This window comes from Treponema sp. OMZ 799, from assembly GCF_024181365.1.
Taxonomy (GTDB): domain Bacteria; phylum Spirochaetota; class Spirochaetia; order Treponematales; family Treponemataceae; genus Treponema_B.
The window spans coordinates 2,307,018-2,323,315 of record NZ_CP051301.1 but is presented as its reverse complement, the minus strand read 5'-3'; the positions used below and the strand labels follow the sequence as shown (position 1 = coordinate 2,323,315).

Below are 16,298 nucleotides of genomic sequence, written 5' to 3'. Positions count from 1 at the left end.
TGATAATGAAAAAAAGTAAAGGTAAACGAAAATATTCTACTTCCATTTTGTCACGGCTTTTGGTTCCTATGCTTTTTGTATTTGTTATTCAGGCAGCTGTAATGATGTCGATGTTTTTAAGCTCAGACATTCTTAAAAAATCCAGCGATAATGCCTATGGAGTTCTAAGTGAAAAAGTTTTAAACCGCAAAATACTGATCGAAAATGAAATGTCGAATAGGTGGACAAGAATTACAGATTTGCATGAAAAGGTTTTAAAAGTAATTCAAGAAGAATTATCCCGTAATAATATTGAGCTTTATCAGCTTGCAGATAATCCTGACTTGCAAAACAGTATTCTCAATATACTTCTGCCCCAGCTTATATATACCATAAGAAGGAACTATGTTACAGGTGTCTTTTTGGTGATCGATGCTCCCGCCCCTCTTGCAAAAACAAACGACTTTTTTTATCCGGGTTTATATATAAGAAATGAAGATCCTTCGTCTTATTCTTCAAGCAATGAGGATATAGTTATATCGAGAGGTCCGGCAGAGGTTGTGCAAAATAATAATATTGCCTTAGGGGTTGATTGGTCTCCCTTTTTTACCATTTCACCTAACAGCCGGGATATTGTTTACAGATATTTTAATGCACCCATTGCAGCTGCCGTAAAATATCCGAATGAATCCGTCAAAAATCTGGCATTTTGGAATACTCTATTTAAACTGGATCCTTTAAGTGATGAGGCAATTACATACTCTATTCCGATAATGGATGAAAAAGGAAATATTTACGGAATTCTTGGCATAGATCTTTCGGCAAAGTATATTCAGACCTTTTTAGACTTTGATGAGCTTGATATTTCTAAAAAGGGAATGTACTGTATGGCTGTTCATGATATAAGTAATGATGCCGGAACTTTTTTGCCAATAGTTTTTAACAGCATTGCAAGTAATTTGAATTCCAGCCATATTCCTGCCTTTGAGGTTGAACGGACCGATTATAAAAGTGTTTATAGTATTGATAAGGGCTCAATATTTACAGAGAGATATTGTTTGGCCATAGAATCCTTTCATCTTTATCAGCGTAACGGAATGTATGAAAATCAAGAATGGGTGCTTATAGGTTTGGCTCCTGAGGCCGGAATTCTTTCGTTTTCGGTAACACTTAAAAAAATATTTTGGCAGTCTGTTCTTGTATCGGGCTTTTTGTTCTTAGCCGGATCTTACTTGTCGAGTAAGCATATTTCCAATATGTTTACAAAGGTTGTATTAAAGCTGCAAAACAGTGATCCTAGAAAGATAGTAAATATCGAAAAAATGAATATAACCGAAATAGATACTCTAATTGTTGCAATAGAAAAATTAAGTGCCAGTGTTTTTAATGCAGCTTCTCGGGTATCTACGATTATAGAAAAACTTCAAGTTCCTATAGGCGTTTTTGAACACAATATTTTAATGGGGACGGTTTTTTGCAATTCGATTTGGTTTAAGCTTTTTAATATTCAAAAATATTCAGGCGATTCCGTTTTGAAGACGGACGAATTTTATAAATTGTTGGATCATTATGAGTATTATATAAATACAAAGGATGATGCAAAGACTATCTATGCTATACCGACAGGGGCTCATGGAAAGGTTCGTTGGATTAGGTTTATGCAGACGAAGGAAAACGACAAAATTTTAGGTATAGCACTAGATATTACAAAGGAAGTTGAAGACCGCAAAAAACTTGAACTTCAAATGAATTATGATGAGCTTACAGGTCTTTATAATAGAGCTGCCTTTGATAGAAAGATAACCGAAGTATTTAAACAAAAGCATTTAGGTATTTGTGCCCTTGTTATGTGGGACCTTGATAACCTAAAATATCTAAACGATTCTTTTGGCCATGCTTATGGCGATACGCATCTTATGGCGTTTGGAAAAAAACTTGCTATGCTGCAACAAGACCGCTGTCTTGTTTGCAGACGCTCCGGAGACGAGTTTTATACCTTCTTTTACACCTTTTCGACGTCGGACGAAATAAAGCTTATTTTGACCGCTTTTTGGAAGGATATACAGGAAACGCCTATAACCCTTCCTAATGGAGAGACATCAAGGCTTCGAGTTTCTGCCGGTTTGGCTTGGTATCCTTATGATGCCGACAATCAAGCCGATTTGATTCGATATGCCGATTTTGCAATGTATGACGTAAAACACTCGTTTAAGGGCTCTTTACATGAATTTAACTTGGATGTTTATAAAAAAAATTATATAATGATCCATGGTACGGAAGCTCTCAATCAGATGCTTGAAAGGAATCTTATAGAATATGCTCTACAGCCGATTGTTACTTCCGGTACGGGCGATATTTACGGATATGAAATGCTGATGCGTTCTTCGGCTCCGGAATTTAAAAGTCCGGAGGACATACTGCGTCTTGCTAAAGCACAGTCAAAACTGCATAAACTTGAAGAGCTTACTTTTTTTGGCGCTATGGATACCTTTGTTAAAAAGATCGAAAAAGGAGAGATATCTAAAAATGCGAAGATATTTTTAAATACCATAAGTTCTCAAGTTTTATCGGATGCCAAATTCTTTGAATTTGAAGAAAGATTTAAGCCTTATCTTTCAAATATCGTTTTGGAAATCACGGAATCAGAGCCTCTTAACACGAACTTTTATGATCTAAAAAATGAAAGAATCCGTAATTGGAATGCAATGGTTGCTATCGATGACTTCGGAAGCGGTTATAGTAACGAGTCATCCCTTTTATTCCTATCGCCTAATTTGGTAAAAATAGATATGTCCATAGTAAGGGACGTTCATAAGAGCCTTGATAAGCAAAATGTATTGGAAAACCTTGTTTCTTATGCAAAGAAGAGAGATATAATAATATTGGCCGAAGGTGTTGAAACAATCGATGAGATAGATGTATTGCTGCGCTTTGGTGTCGACTTGTTCCAAGGTTACTTTTTTGCAAAGCCGTCTTTCGATATTGTTCCTATACCTGAAGAAAGGATACAGGAGTTAAACAGGATTTTCTCTTTGTATTAGGGCCTGTTTGATCTTACTTGCGGTAGATCCCAGTTGACCGCAAGCTCCTCCTATTTTTTGCCCTCGTTTTTGTCTGGTGCTTATGTTTAAGCCTGCTTTTTTTAGATAGTTTTCAAAATTACGGACTTCGGCTTCTGAAGGGCTTTTAAAATTCAAGCCTTCTACCGGATTCCAAGGTATTAAATTTATAAAACACTCAAGGCCTTTTGCAAATTCCATAACCTGCTGAGCTGCCTTTTTATCGGTGTTAAGCCCCTTCATAAGGGCCAGTTCTAATGTTACTCTCTTATTTGATTTTGAATTAAAATATTTTATTGCTTGCTTTAATTCGTCAAGGCTGTTTGTTTTATTGACAGGCATAAGCTCTGACCTTAATACCTCGTCAGCTGTTGTCAGAGAGACTGCAAGACGCACTTCAGGCCCCTTATCTGCCATATCGTAGATACCCTCGCATAGGCCTGAAGTCGAAATTGTTATGCGTCTTTTAGAAAGGTTTCTTCCTTTGGGATGAGCAAGAATTTTTATTGCCTTATCTATTTCGTTCAAATTTAACATGGGTTCCCCCATACCCATAAAGACTATATTATCCAAGGCGCCGGCTTCTCTTTCCAAATGCAAAAACTGTTCTACGATTTCTGAAGCCGAGAGGTTTCTTAAAAAGCCTATCTGCCCGGTCTTACAAAAGGCGCATTTCATTGGGCATCCTGCCTGACATGAAACACAGGCCGTTTTTCTTTTTGCTTTATCTGTAAGTAAGACGGTTTCTATGACGGAGCCGTCATAAAGCTCTACAGCCAGTTTGATTGTACCGTCTTTATCTTTTAAAGTTTCTTTTATTTTGGTTGAAAATAGAGAAAAATCTTTTTTTAGTTTAGAGCGCATGTCAAATGACAGATTTGTCATGTCATCAAAGCTATGTACTCCTGAAGCTATCCAGCGAAAAATTTGTTCGGCCCGGAATTTTTCTTTTAAGCCGCAAAAGTTTTGAATCTCTTCAGGAAACATTCCTGAAAGAGATATTTCGTTTTTTTTAATGGTCATTTTTTGTCAGCTCAAACAGAAGATCCGAAACTGTTTGATTTTTAATTCCAAGTTTTTGGAAATCCATTAAAGTTTCTATTGCTTTTTGTTTTTCTTTTTTTTCTATATAACACTGGGCAAGTTCAAGATATACCCTGTAGTTTGTATCTTCGGTATCCTTAAGATGGGTTAGGGTAGTAATAGCCTGATCATATTTTTGCTGCAGCTTACACAATATTGCAAGACCTAACATTGCATATGAATCAAAGTCTATATCGAGAGCTTTTTGATAGCTTTCCTTTGCCTTTTCAAAGTCATTCATACTGCGGTAGGCATCGCCTATTCGTGTTAAAATGACCTTGTTGTTAGGATCGAGTTCAGGTATTTTTTTCCAGTATACTATTGAGTTATATTGCTGATTTAAACCTCTGTAACAGTCAGCCAAGCCGAAAAGTCCGTAAAAGTTGTCGGGAGCACGTTCAAGAGCTCTTTCAAAATAATATACGCCTCTATCAAATAATTTCATTTTTCGGTAGCAGTTTCCAATAGATGTTAAGATGCGGATGTCTACAAATTCTCCGCTTGATTCCATTACCTTTTCCCAGTAGACAAGTGCTTCCCTATATTTTTTAAAGTCATAATTTAGGTGTCCCAAGCCTATCAGGGCATAAGCGTTTTTCGGGGATTTTTCCAATACTTTTAGATACAGCTTTTCTGCCTTGTCAAATTCCTTGGTTTTTCGGTAAGCATCGGCAACCCGAGTTAAGACTGTAATGTTTTTATCGTCAAATTTAAGGTACTCTTCCCATATGGATATAGCTTTTGGAAATTGGTTCATGGATTTATAGCAGTCAGCAAGGCCGAAAAGAGCATAGTTATTACTGGGATGATATTCAAGACATTGTTTGTAAAATTTTATTGCTTCATTGAATTTGTTGTTTTTACGCTCTGCATCACCTAAGCCTACTAATGCATAATTATTTGTAGGATCAAGTTCCAATATTTTTTTAAAAACATTGATTGCTTCGGTAATACTGTTTCCTTTCAAAAGAGAGTAGGCTTGTTTTGAAAGTTCCGATATTTCAACCTGTTTTGAATCCTCGGGGCTGAATATGTCTTCACTAAAGGCCGGACCGGTTATAAAATCCGATTCCTCAAGAGCAGAAATTCCTTTATCTAAATTGTTTTCAAAAATTTCTGTAGTCTTATCCGGAATATCCGTATTGGCTAATTTTTTTTCATATTTGATGTCTGACATTAATCCTCCATAAATGTATGTACTTACATCTAAAATCAATTAAACGCTGCGAATTTTTAAATCAGCATACGTATAATTTCCGCCAACTTATCCAGCAAAATACCTTCTTTATAGGTATTATGAGCCAGATGATAAAATTTTAATGCTTTTAGGTGTTCATTTTGGTTTGCGTAGTAGTCGCCTATTCTTGCGAGGCCGTCCGAATAGCCGGTTGTAATAAAAATCCTTTCTGCAGCAGTTATGTCCTTTTTATTGTAAAGTTCATTACCGCGAAGGTTGAGTTTTGCCTTTTGTTCTGCAGTCAAGGTTTTAACAGGCAATTCGCTTGTTTTTATAAAGCCTTCTTTAATTTTTTGCAATATTCTTTCCTTTAAATATACTTATATAAATATTTAAATTTTATATTGTACGACTGTAAAAATAGTAAGCATTGATTTATAGAACTTTAAACATCACTAATTGCAAAATGTTACATTAAAGCCTTATTTATACAATCAATTACCGAATATTATACCCCGGCTTTTGGTTTAATTCAATAACTAATAGAAGAAAATTATAACCAAAGAGTAGAATTCGGACCACTCCTTGGTTATTCGGGAAATTTATTTTTACATATTATTCATCAAAATCATCGTAATCCAAGTCATCATCGTCATCATATTCAAAGTCTTCGTCATCAAAGTCATCGTCGAAATCATCATCAAAGTCATCGTCATCATCAAAATCGTCAAAGTCATCGTCAAAATCATCATCGTCGTCGAAATCGTCAAAATCATCATCAAAGTCATCGTCGAAATCGTCGTCATCAAAGTCATCATTGTAAGAATCGCTAAAAATTAAGGTATTATCGAATTTTTCCAATTCAAGATTTTCAAGCATAAACAACCCCTTGTACTACTATTAGTTTATATCTATATGATTATAATAGATGAGAGCTCGTATTTTTGTCAACTAGATAATATCAAATTCTTGTCTTTTTTATATAATTTATTGCCGGATTTTATATACCAATAATCCGGTGCGTCCTGTTTCGAAAAAGCTTTGTTCTTCCCAGGCCGAAATTATAATATCATTTTTGATTACAAAGTATGTATAAATAAAGTCTTGGGGTAGAGCAGGCAGTGAGATTTCCTTCCATTCTTGTGTTTCAGTATCTGTATAAAAGAGCCTGCCGGTTTCTAAAAGAACAGCTTTAAAAGGGTTTTGATTGTTTTCAGGCGTAAATTGGCATACAGAGGCTGTAATTTCAAAATCTCCGGCATATGAGTTATTGGTGTTTTGGTAAAAAATTACCTGTTTTGTATTTAAGTCTTCCGAAAATATCTCTGCTTTTATGTTTTTTCCGGTCATCTTCAAAATTTTTCCTATGCCGTCCTTATCTCCAACGAGGGAAGAAGGAGAAGATGCATTGATAAATTCTTCTTGGCTTATTACGGAGTAAGTTCCTTTTAATAAGTCTTCAAAAGAAGAAAAAGAAAAATAGTCGAATGTTACATGGTCACCTTGTTCCGTTTTAAAAGCCGCAAACCATTTTTTATCGAATTCCAAGGCTGAGAGCTGTGAACCGGTTGTGAGTTTAAAATGTTCGGGGCGGATAAGGCTTAAAAGCTCTCCATTTACGCTATTATACCTAAGGAGGCTTGAAGGGCTTTCATCGGGTAGAACAGATGAGAAAATAGTATTTGTATACAGCCTTAAAAGGCTCCCAATGCCTGTTTTATAAAAGCCTTCAGCCGTTTTTGTATAAAATTCGCTTTTGATTTCTATTTTAGGTTCCTCTTCAATGGGGAATGCCGGTAAAATTCCTGCCTTATTTACAAGAAAGAGGGGCGGATCATACATAAGCCCTAGGCCGGACACTCTTAGAGCCTCTGTCCACGGCATAAAATCCTGCTTGGGAACTTTTTCGGGAGAATCCGTTTGCTTTAAACACGGAGTTTCCGATTTTTCAGCTTGAGTAAAATAATACCAGCGTATGTTTAGCGATTTGGTTTCCGCCTCGGTTTTTTCCGTTAAAGAGACTGTTTCTGGTTCGGCCTCTTTGTTTGCACAAGCGGCAAATAAGAGGACCGAAGCCAGAAGTACAGGAAAAACCCGTACTTTAAGTAAATTATGCAAGGGCTATTACTTCAATTTCGACGAGGGCGTCTTTAGGAAGGCGGGCAACCTGTACGGCTGATCTTGCAGGATGGTTTGATGAACCGAAGATTTCTGCATATACCTCGTTCATTGCAGCAAAGTTATTCATATCGCTTAAAAAAACGGTGGTTTTAATTACCTTATCGATGCTTGTTCCTGCCTGCTCCAAAATGGCCTTTACGTTAAGCAAGGATTGGCGTGTTTGGGCCTTAATACCTTCGGGGAAGGCTCCTGTAGCAGGATCCAAGGGAATCTGTCCCGATGTAAACACAAAACCGTTTGCCTTAATTCCCTGGGAATAGGGGCCGATAGCTGAGGGTGCCTTGTTTGTTGCGATAATTTCTTTCATTTAAAACTCCTTAAAAACAAATTTTATGAAGCTATTTTACCTTTTTAAGGCCTCATAGTCAAGCCGAGGTTAGCAGCCTGCTGATGCAAGCTGCATAAAGCTAAAATAGGGCTTATACCTATTCCCATTTGAACCGTCCGCCTGTGTAGTTAAGCTCTTTTGAAAATTCTGCGTCCGTATCCTTAACTGTTTCGTATTGCCATTGGGCTGAGCTGCCGGTTTTTTTGAAAAACACCAGTTTGTTTAGCTGGGTACATTTTGGGGTTTCAGTTTTATTACCCTTATAGCCGTCGGAGGCTATTACCATCTGATTATCGCCTGTCTTGATAAAGCGGTAGGGGGCGTAGTTCTCCTTCAATTTGTCTATAGTCCCTGAAGGCCATAGATTTGTCAGGGGCGAGGTTTGTATATTACCGCTTAAATTTTCCAGCTTTAATAAGCTTCCTCCTACCGATACCTTTGTTGTATATGGACTATCCAATCTTCCCTTATATTGGGCTGTTAAAATATATAAAGCTCCGTCTTTAATATACATGTCGTTAATAAAATTTGGAGCAAGGTCATCGGCATTACCCGGATTTGTATGATATCCTAAGTCTGTAAGAGCATATTTTTGATTATTGGGTGGTGAAGATGTATCTACATATTTCCATATCGAGAGAGCTGCATTTGTTCCCTGTTCTTTTTTTACTGTTACAAATAAGCCCTCAGAGCTTACAGTCATTGCCATTACAGAGAAACTTGCAGGTAATATTGTATAGCTCTCCTTGTATGAGCCGGAACTAAAACCCGCTGTCTTTGTCCATGAATTTTTTTCCATTGGGGTATTACTATTATTGTTATTATAGCTATAAATCAAATACCCTGTGGTATTATTGGATGTATCGACTGCTATAGCTATTGGCGTTTGATTTTGATTGAGCGGAGTACTTGAGTTATAATATAACTGCTGTTCGTGAGGTGAGCTTGTATTAAAACTGCCGTCAGAATTTTTTGTGTATTGCCTTACCTTATAGGTTGACCCTACTTTCCATACCACATATAAGTTGCCGTCCTTGTCAAAGGAAAATACATCAAGGGGATAAGTAGTTCCGGAACCTGTTATCAGAGGTGTTTTGCCCGATGTATTTGGGTCTTCATCTGTAACTTCATAAAAATTATAACCGGTTGTTCCGTTTTTGGTCCATACTATCATCTTTCCCGGTGAAGGAGGTGTCGGCGGAGCTGCTTCCTGTTTTTCTTCAAACCAAGTGTGGTCTGTAGGCTCGAAGCTTAAAGCACCTGAGACTGTGTTAAGGCTTGCAATCCTGTTTTTGTTTTTTTCTACTTCTGCATGTGATGTTCCGGTTTGTAATTTATATCCGTCGTCGGCTATGTAGATTGTTTCGTCTTCAAAGCCTATTATTTTTGCGGCACCGTAAAAGTTTGAAGCTTCGTCAATATTGGCAATATTGTCCGCTCCTGCGGTAAAGGATTGCGAAAAGCCTAATTTTCTTGCCGGTTCTAAATTTCCCTCATCGTTGTATGTATATTCTAAAATTCCGCCCAAGGAATAGGCTCCATTTATTAAATCATTTGAAAATGCAGAAAAAAGCACATAGAGCTTGTTCTCGTTTACAAAAATATCTCCGGATTTAAAGTTGCCGGCAGGAATATCACTTGAATTTATTTTAATCAGATTCGTAAATAAATCTAAACTTTTTATTGGATGCCCTGATATTTGTGTGCCGTTAAAATTATAAGAGTGTAATTTATTGTTATCATCGGCGATAAAGCAGAATTTATCATAAATAGCCATCCGGCTGATCTTATCGCCTGATGGGGTTTGAAAATTTGAAGGAAGTTCTATATTTGTGCTGGTTGTGCCGTCAGTTTTGTAAAGCTTATTCCCTGAGCTTTTTTTATCCAAAATATAGATATCTCCAGTTGACCTATCGGAAAATATTTCGACCTCATCTCCTGTCAGGCTTGATGTGAGCGGACTATGATTGTAGGCTGTATCTTCTGCTCCTTCACTTGTAAAGCGTTTTATTTTCCAGTGCGAAGAATCTTTATAAATAAAGTATAGCCTGCCCTTAGAGTCGCGGGCAAAGCCGGGAGTGCCGCTTATCGGCGTCGAAGCATTTATGCCGATATCGGAACTATTTTCAAATCTGAGTTTATGGTTTACTGGGCTTCCTGAATGTCCTATTGAAAATGCTATTTTTTTGTTACCAGAGGCTATTTTGTTTAGCTTCAACATGATATTATTTGTGCCTTGAGTAACGGTATGATTTACGGAAGTCTCCCATGAGGCTGAGACCACCGATAAACGAACCCTTATTTTTAGTTTTTCTCCTATAGGAAAGTTTTCAGAAAAAAACTTAGGGGTTCCTGCTTCAAATTTTCTTTCGATTATTCCGCTTGTTTCCCCTATTATTTGCAAATAAAGTTCCGAGGATGCAATTTCGGGAAGGCCGTTGCTTCCTATAGCCCTTGAAGACGATCCTTCAAGATCGATTATAACTTCTCCATACTCCTCTTGCATAAAAAAATTACAGGCACTAAAACATAAAGTAAAACAAAGCAAAAAAATAAGAATTTTTTTCATAAATTTATCTGACATCCTTTAAAATAAATATTTGGGTGAAACCGTTATGAAACATTATATATCAAGGTTTGGGAAAAAACAAGCACGGGATTATGTCCGCTTTATACGCTTAAAAAGTTCGGTGCGGTCGATTATAAAGTAGAGGGGGCGGCCGTGGGGGCAAAGGGGTTCGGGGAGGGCGAAGGTTTTTACTGCGATGTTGTATGCAGAGACGGGATCGATTATGTCTCCGTCTTTACAGGCTGCTCGGCAGGCTGAGCTTGCAAGGATGTGGTGCATGAGTCCGGACGGGTCCTTTCCTGCTCCTGCAAGGTCTTCTTTTAGCTCTTTTTCGGTACCGTGCCATCTTATGGGAACTGCCCTTATAATCCAAAGGCCTCTTTTTTCTTCCTTTATATTAAAGCCTGCTTTTTGAAGTTCAGGGAGGTTTAATCTTATTATTTCATCGTCTTTGTCCGATTCCGTTTCGATGCGGTACGGAATTAAAAGCTCTTGAGAGGGGCCTAAACTTGCTTTTAAGTCTTCAAAGAGGATCCGCTCGTGGGCGGCGTGCCGGTCTATTATATAGAGGGCATTGTTTTTTTCGACGGCTATGAAGGTACCGCAAAATTGACCTAAAAATTTAAAGTCGGATTTTGGAAGATCTTGCGGGGCTGTCTGCACTCCATGGGTTGCGGCCGATGCTCCATGAGCGGATGCCTGCACTCCATGAAAGGCGGGCGATGTACCGTAAGGAGAGACTGAAACCTCAATTTGTCTTATCGGAGAGGGCGGCCAATAAGGATTTACTTGGGGCTGCTTATAGGTTCTTTCGTAGGCTTGGTTTAACTCGGCGGCTTCGAATTCTTTTTTTTCGAAGCCTAAATCGGGCGTATATTTAGGTTCATAGCTTTCCTTTAAAAGATCCGAAACGGTCTTTTGCCTATAAAAAGAGCTGATGGCCGAGCTTAGGCTGTGATGAATTTCTTTATAGTCTTCGAATTTAGCTTCCCTTTTTGCAGGATGGATATTGAAGTCGACTCTTTCGGGTTCTACATTTAAGAAGACAAAGGCCGCCGGAAAACCTCCGTTGGGAAAGTATCCTTCCGAGGCGTAGCAAACGGCTTGAACAAGACCGTACTCGTTTATCCGCCTTCCGTTTACAAAGATGTAGATATTCCGCTTGTCGGATCGGACAACCGCGGGGCTTCCTAAAACAGCTTTAAAAGAAAAGCCGTCTCCTTCTTGGTTTATCTCGTAAAAAAGCTCTTCAGGTTCTTTAAGGCTCATAGCTGTAAGGCATCTTTCTTTTAAGGAAGAATGAGGCGGAAGAATGAGCTTATTTATTCCGCCCGCTATATAACGCATTTCGATATTGTAGTGGGGGATGGCCTTTTCGACAAAGGTCTGACGGCATTGTGCCGCCTCATATTGAGGGCGTTTTAAAAATTTTTTTCGGGCAGGGAAGTTTTCAAAAAGATTTTTAACTTCGACTGTTGTGCCCTTATTTAGGCGTGCAGGAGAAATCTTTCCTAAGGAAAGTTTCCAAGCTGCGGGGCCTTCGCGGGTGGAGGTAATTTCGAGGGAGCTTACAGCCTGCACCGATGAAAGGGCTTCACCTCTAAAGCCCAAGCTCCGTAAGTGAAGGAGGTCTTCAGCCTCTTCTATTTTACTTGTGGAATGGGTATGGGTACAAAGTTCCAAGTCTTCCCTAGTCATTCCGCAGCCGTCATCGCTTACCCTTATTGTACTTATTCCGCCTTCTTCTATTTCTACTATGATTTGAGAGGCACCCGCATCTATCGAGTTATCCAATAGCTCCCGCACAACAGAGGCTGGCCGCTCGATAACTTCTCCGGCGGCTATTTTGCTTGCGGTTTCTTTTGATAAGAGTTTTACGGGCTTGTATTCTCTCATGCCGGCTTCCCTTAAACGTTTTCCGTTATCGTAAACAGGTCGAGCTCCGGATCTTCTTCGGGCAGTACGGGCTGGTTTAATAAGACTTCAATCTTTCCTTCCATTTTTTCTATATCTTTTTCGAGCCCTTTGGCAAGCTTTATGCCTTCTTCAAAGAGGGAAAGAGCCTTTTCCAAAGGAATATCGGAGGAGCGTATATCATCGCTTATCTTTTCAAGTTTTTCCAGTCTTTCTTCAAATTTTTTCATAGACAAATACTATCCTTTTTTTTGATGAGGGTCAAGTCTTCTTTATGAATTCCGATAGCGGCGGATAATTGACAAGCTATATGGCTTATGCTAAACTACTAGTATGATGGATTTTAGCCGAAAGCTGCCTATAGGTGTACAAAGTTTTAAGGTATTACGAGATGATAATTATCTCTATGTCGATAAAACCGAATATGTTTATAGATTGGCATCTTCGGGCAGAGTTTATTTTTTAAGACGGCCGAGGCGTTTTGGGAAAAGTCTTTTTCTTTCTACTCTTGAAGCCTATTTTTTAGGCCAAAAAGAATTGTTTAAAGGCCTTGCCATTGAAAAACTCGAAGAGTCGGAAAAAGAAAAAAGAGAAATCTGGCTGGAATATCCCGTTTTATATTTGGACCTTAATCTTGCAAAATATGAAACAAGGGAAGACCTTGAAAGTGTTTTAAATAATCATCTTTGCAGATGGGAAGAATTATATGATAAGAGCAATTCTGAAAATACTCTTGCAGAACGCTTTTTCGGCATCATACACCGTGCATACAAAAAAACCGGAAGGCAGGCAGTTATCCTTATAGACGAGTATGATAAGCCCCTTCTTCACACTATGTGGAAGGATGCTGCCTTAAATGAAATCTATAAGACAATTCTTAAAGGTTTTTTCGGAGTCATAAAAACAGCCGACCAAGCAATACGCTTTGCCTTTTTAACGGGAGTTACCAAATTCAGCAAGGTAAGCATATTCAGCGATTTAAATAATCTAAACGACATAAGTATAAACCCTGAATGTTCAGCTATTTGCGGAATAAGTCAAAAAGAATTATTAGAAACCTTCCGCCCAGAAATAGAAACCCTAGCCGAAAAAAACGAGCTCAGCTATGAGGATTGTGTCTTGACCTTAAAGAAAAGATATGACGGTTATTGTTTTTCTTATGGGACGGAAACGATGTATAACCCATTCAGTCTACTCAATGTCTTTTTTTCAAAACAATTTGAAGACTATTGGTTTGCAACAGGTACTCCAACCTTTTTGGTAAACGAATTAAAAAGAGCGGACTACAATATTCCCGACTTAGACGGAAATGTTGAGATGAATTCAGCATTCTTATCCGAATACAGGGCCGGTGTGGATTCGATTATACCCGTACTGTTTCAATCGGGTTACTTAACGATAAAAGGCTATGATAAAGAATATAAGATGTACTTGTTGGGCTTTCCAAATGAGGAAGTTCGTTACGGTTTTTTGTATAATCTTTTACCCGAATATTCAAATATAAACTTTACAGATACCTCTTTTAATGTGGTACAGTTTACAAGGGATTTAAGAGCGGGAAAGGTAGATGAGTTTATGCAAAGATTAAAGTCGATAATGGCAAGCCTCCCCTACGGTACGGAAAAAAAAGACAGCAATGAAAGCATCGCCTTGAGGGAGCATAATTTTCAAGTTTGCATTTACTTGGTTTTTGCCTTGATGGGACAGTTTGTCGAAGTGGAAACTCCTTCATCTACAGGAAGAACCGATTGCCTTGTAAAAACAGAAAAGGCTGTTTACATCTTTGAGTTTAAGCTAAAGGAAAGTGCGGAAGATGCCTTAAAACAAATCAAAGAAAAAAACTATGCCGAAAGGTACAAGGCCGAAAATAAAAATATAGTTCTTATAGGTGTAAGTTTCGATCCTGAAGAAAAAACCGTAAAAGAGTGGATAAGCGAAACATTGACATGATTTATAAATTTTGATAACATGTATCAAAGATTGTAATTTTTAATAGATATAAAATGAGAGGAAAATAAATTGAATAAATAGACAAAAATAGCCGCCGATTACAGATTTTAACTTTCTTTTAAAACTAGATAACTTCTAAAAACTTGTTTTTTGAGGAGTGCTGTAATGGTGTGCCTTTTAAGTTGTAAACTTTTTTCTTTTGTCTAGGAGTTCAATATGTTAAAGAATTTTATTAAGTGCATCTGCACTGTTTTTAAATACGGAGCCTTTCCGGCTGTAGTCTTATTTTTTCTTTCGGTTTTTACCGGGCTGACCCTTCCTTTTACGGTTTTATATACTCAAAAGCTAATCGATTCTATAATTTTATTTTTAAAAGAGTCTGTTGTTTTGTCTTCTGTTTTATGGAATGCCGCTGTTTTAGCCCTCACCATTCTTTTTATGAATCATGTCAATTTTATAAGCAATATAGCCTTTATCTATCTTGAAAAAAAATTGACTTATAATTTATCCGAAGCTATTTTAACCAAGATGCTTAAGATAGATTTTGCATGTTTTGAGGATGCTGCATTACACGATGCATTAAAGGAAATCAGGAGCCGGCCTGCAAAAAAGGTTATAAATCTTTTTAAGGAATGCAGGGCCTTCCTTTGTGATAGTATAAAACTTTTTGGAATGGTTTTTATATTTGCAAGGGTTTCCCCTTGGCTGAGTTTCGGTTTTTTTGTTTTTTTAGTTTTGGATTTTATAAACGAATATATTGCAACAAAAAAAATCCAAGCTATCTATGCTTCTCAAGTTTTTGATGAAAGAGAACTCGAAGATTTAAGCTCCCTCCTTTCAAATAAGGATGCCTTACCCGAATTAAAAATATTTTCCGCAATTCCTTTTATCGTAAAAAAATTTAAGGATAAATATAAGGTTTTATTAAAGGAAAGAATATCGATTACCCTAAAATCTTACCGTTATATGGGGATTGCTTCCGTAATAATGATAGCATGGTTTTCTTTTTTAATCTTTGTTTTGATTAGGTTAATCATAAGAGGACAAGTGTCTGTAGGAATGTTTACAGGTCTTATAGCCTCAATAACGGAAATCTATTATTTGCTTGTATTTATGTCTCAAAGTTTTTGGGGCTTAATCGATGATAACAAAAGTATCGGCTTTTTGTACACATTTATGGATCTTCCACATGATATTCATTATAAAAAGATGCTGCATGAGGAAAAAATTTTAGAACAAAACATTTTAGAACAAAACATTTTCGATAAAAAAAATGCAATCATTTTTGAAAATGTTTCTTTCCATTATCCTAATTCTGAAAAAGAAGTTTTAAAAAATATTTCTTTTAGGATTGAACCGGGGGCTCACATCGCCTTGGTAGGAAAAAACGGCAGCGGAAAAACAAGTTTGATAAAACTGATTTCAGGGCTTTATAAGCCTTCAGCCGGAAATATCTTTATAGGTTCAAAAAACATAAACTCTCTTTCCCGCGATGCTCTTCACAGGGAGTTTAGTGTTGTGTTTCAAGATTATGCAAGCTATCAGATGACCCTGCGTGAAAATGCAGCACTGGGAAGCATCGAATTTTTAAACGATGATGAACACCTAAAAAAATCCCTTGCCCTTATTTCCGATGATCCGGTTTTTGATGATCTGGATAAGCATCTTGGAAAATTGGAAGAATCGGGAACGGAGCTTTCGGGAGGCCAAAAACAAAAACTTGCCATTGCAAGAGCTTGTGCCGCTAAAACTAATTTTATAATTTTTGATGAGCCTACGGCTTCCTTGGATCCTTCAGCCGAAAAAGAAATGTACCAAAATCTTCAAAAAATTATAGGTACTTCCGATAGGGGGCGGGGCTGTATTTTTATCTCTCACCGTCTTGCAAGTGCAAAAATGGCAGACATTATTTTTGTGCTCGATGAAGGAAGAATAATAGAAAAAGGCTCCCATGATGAACTTATAAAAAACAGCGGCCTTTATTTTAAAATGTACAAGGAGCAGGCCTCTTGGTATAAGACTGAGCCTGACACTAATAAAGTTTTATGAGAGGAAATT

General features: G+C 37.5%; 12 protein-coding genes. 3 read left to right on the top strand and 9 right to left on the bottom strand.

What is annotated here, in order from left to right; translation table 11 throughout:
• Window positions 1–5: 5 nt before the first annotated feature.
• A complete protein-coding gene (locus E4O04_RS10730) occupies window positions 6–3,020 on the top strand; it encodes an EAL domain-containing protein (protein WP_253707907.1) in 3,015 nt (1,004 codons plus the stop codon).
• Here the strand turns inward: E4O04_RS10730 and rlmN are convergent.
• The 9 genes from rlmN to xseB form a co-directional block, all read right to left on the bottom strand.
• Window positions 2,994–4,061 (bottom strand): dual-specificity RNA methyltransferase RlmN, encoded by a 1,068-nt coding sequence (gene rlmN / locus E4O04_RS10725; RefSeq protein WP_253707904.1) that lies wholly within the window; start codon window positions 4,059–4,061, stop codon window positions 2,994–2,996. The genes E4O04_RS10730 and rlmN overlap by 27 nt on opposite strands.
• Complete coding sequence (locus E4O04_RS10720) at window positions 4,051–5,298, bottom strand: tetratricopeptide repeat protein (protein WP_253707901.1); 1,248 nt, start codon at window positions 5,296–5,298, stop codon at window positions 4,051–4,053. Before E4O04_RS10720 ends, rlmN begins: the two co-directional genes overlap by 11 nt.
• A 56-nt stretch (window positions 5,299–5,354) precedes the next feature.
• On the bottom strand, window positions 5,355–5,657 hold the full coding sequence (locus E4O04_RS10715; RefSeq protein ID WP_253687361.1) for a hypothetical protein: 303 nt from the start codon (window positions 5,655–5,657) through the stop codon (window positions 5,355–5,357).
• 256 nt (window positions 5,658–5,913) lie between these two features.
• The gene (locus E4O04_RS10710) at window positions 5,914–6,177 is read right to left on the bottom strand and encodes a hypothetical protein (protein ID WP_253687363.1); all 264 of its coding nucleotides are present in this window, start codon (window positions 6,175–6,177) and stop codon (window positions 5,914–5,916) included.
• A gap of 108 nt (window positions 6,178–6,285) precedes the next feature.
• Window positions 6,286–7,416 carry a DUF8086 family protein gene (locus E4O04_RS10705; protein ID WP_253707898.1) on the bottom strand — a complete coding sequence of 377 codons (1,131 nt, stop codon included), beginning with the start codon at window positions 7,414–7,416 and terminating at the stop codon, window positions 6,286–6,288.
• The gene (locus E4O04_RS10700) at window positions 7,409–7,786 is read right to left on the bottom strand and encodes a RidA family protein (RefSeq protein WP_253687366.1); all 378 of its coding nucleotides are present in this window, start codon (window positions 7,784–7,786) and stop codon (window positions 7,409–7,411) included. The genes E4O04_RS10705 and E4O04_RS10700 overlap by 8 nt, the downstream gene beginning before the upstream one ends.
• Before the next feature lie 118 nt (window positions 7,787–7,904).
• Complete coding sequence (locus E4O04_RS10695) at window positions 7,905–10,376, bottom strand: hypothetical protein (protein WP_253707896.1); 2,472 nt, start codon at window positions 10,374–10,376, stop codon at window positions 7,905–7,907.
• A gap of 90 nt (window positions 10,377–10,466) precedes the next feature.
• A complete protein-coding gene (gene mutL, locus E4O04_RS10690; RefSeq protein WP_253707894.1) occupies window positions 10,467–12,272 on the bottom strand; it encodes a DNA mismatch repair endonuclease MutL in 1,806 nt (601 codons plus the stop codon).
• A gap of 11 nt (window positions 12,273–12,283) precedes the next feature.
• Window positions 12,284–12,520, bottom strand: coding sequence for an exodeoxyribonuclease VII small subunit (gene xseB, locus E4O04_RS10685; RefSeq protein ID WP_253707892.1), 237 nt, complete (start codon window positions 12,518–12,520; stop codon window positions 12,284–12,286).
• Between the two features lie 106 nt (window positions 12,521–12,626).
• Between xseB and E4O04_RS10680 the strand changes: the two genes are divergently transcribed.
• On the top strand, window positions 12,627–14,240 hold the full coding sequence (locus tag E4O04_RS10680) for an ATP-binding protein (protein WP_253710848.1): 1,614 nt from the start codon (window positions 12,627–12,629) through the stop codon (window positions 14,238–14,240).
• Between the two features lie 216 nt (window positions 14,241–14,456).
• Window positions 14,457–16,289: an ABC transporter ATP-binding protein gene (locus E4O04_RS10675; RefSeq protein WP_253707890.1), complete on the top strand. Its 1,833-nt coding sequence runs from the start codon at window positions 14,457–14,459 to the stop codon at window positions 16,287–16,289.
• Window positions 16,290–16,298: the final 9 nt, after the last annotated feature.

Excerpts from the sequence above, each read along its gene's own strand:
- E4O04_RS10730 (WP_253707907.1), top strand. The coding sequence starts at position 6 with ATGAAAAAAAGTAAAGGTAAACGAAAATATTCTACTTCCATTTTGTCA.
- rlmN (WP_253707904.1), bottom strand. The coding sequence starts at position 4,061 with ATGACCATTAAAAAAAACGAAATATCTCTTTCAGGAATGTTTCCTGAA.
- E4O04_RS10720 (WP_253707901.1), bottom strand. The coding sequence starts at position 5,298 with ATGTCAGACATCAAATATGAAAAAAAATTAGCCAATACGGATATTCCG.
- E4O04_RS10710 (WP_253687363.1), bottom strand. The coding sequence starts at position 6,177 with ATGCTTGAAAATCTTGAATTGGAAAAATTCGATAATACCTTAATTTTT.
- E4O04_RS10700 (WP_253687366.1), bottom strand. The coding sequence starts at position 7,786 with ATGAAAGAAATTATCGCAACAAACAAGGCACCCTCAGCTATCGGCCCC.
- E4O04_RS10695 (WP_253707896.1), bottom strand. The coding sequence starts at position 10,376 with ATGAAAAAAATTCTTATTTTTTTGCTTTGTTTTACTTTATGTTTTAGT.
- mutL (WP_253707894.1), bottom strand. The coding sequence starts at position 12,272 with ATGAGAGAATACAAGCCCGTAAAACTCTTATCAAAAGAAACCGCAAGC.
- xseB (WP_253707892.1), bottom strand. The coding sequence starts at position 12,520 with ATGAAAAAATTTGAAGAAAGACTGGAAAAACTTGAAAAGATAAGCGAT.
- E4O04_RS10680 (WP_253710848.1), top strand. The coding sequence starts at position 12,627 with ATGGATTTTAGCCGAAAGCTGCCTATAGGTGTACAAAGTTTTAAGGTA.
- E4O04_RS10675 (WP_253707890.1), top strand. The coding sequence starts at position 14,457 with ATGTTAAAGAATTTTATTAAGTGCATCTGCACTGTTTTTAAATACGGA.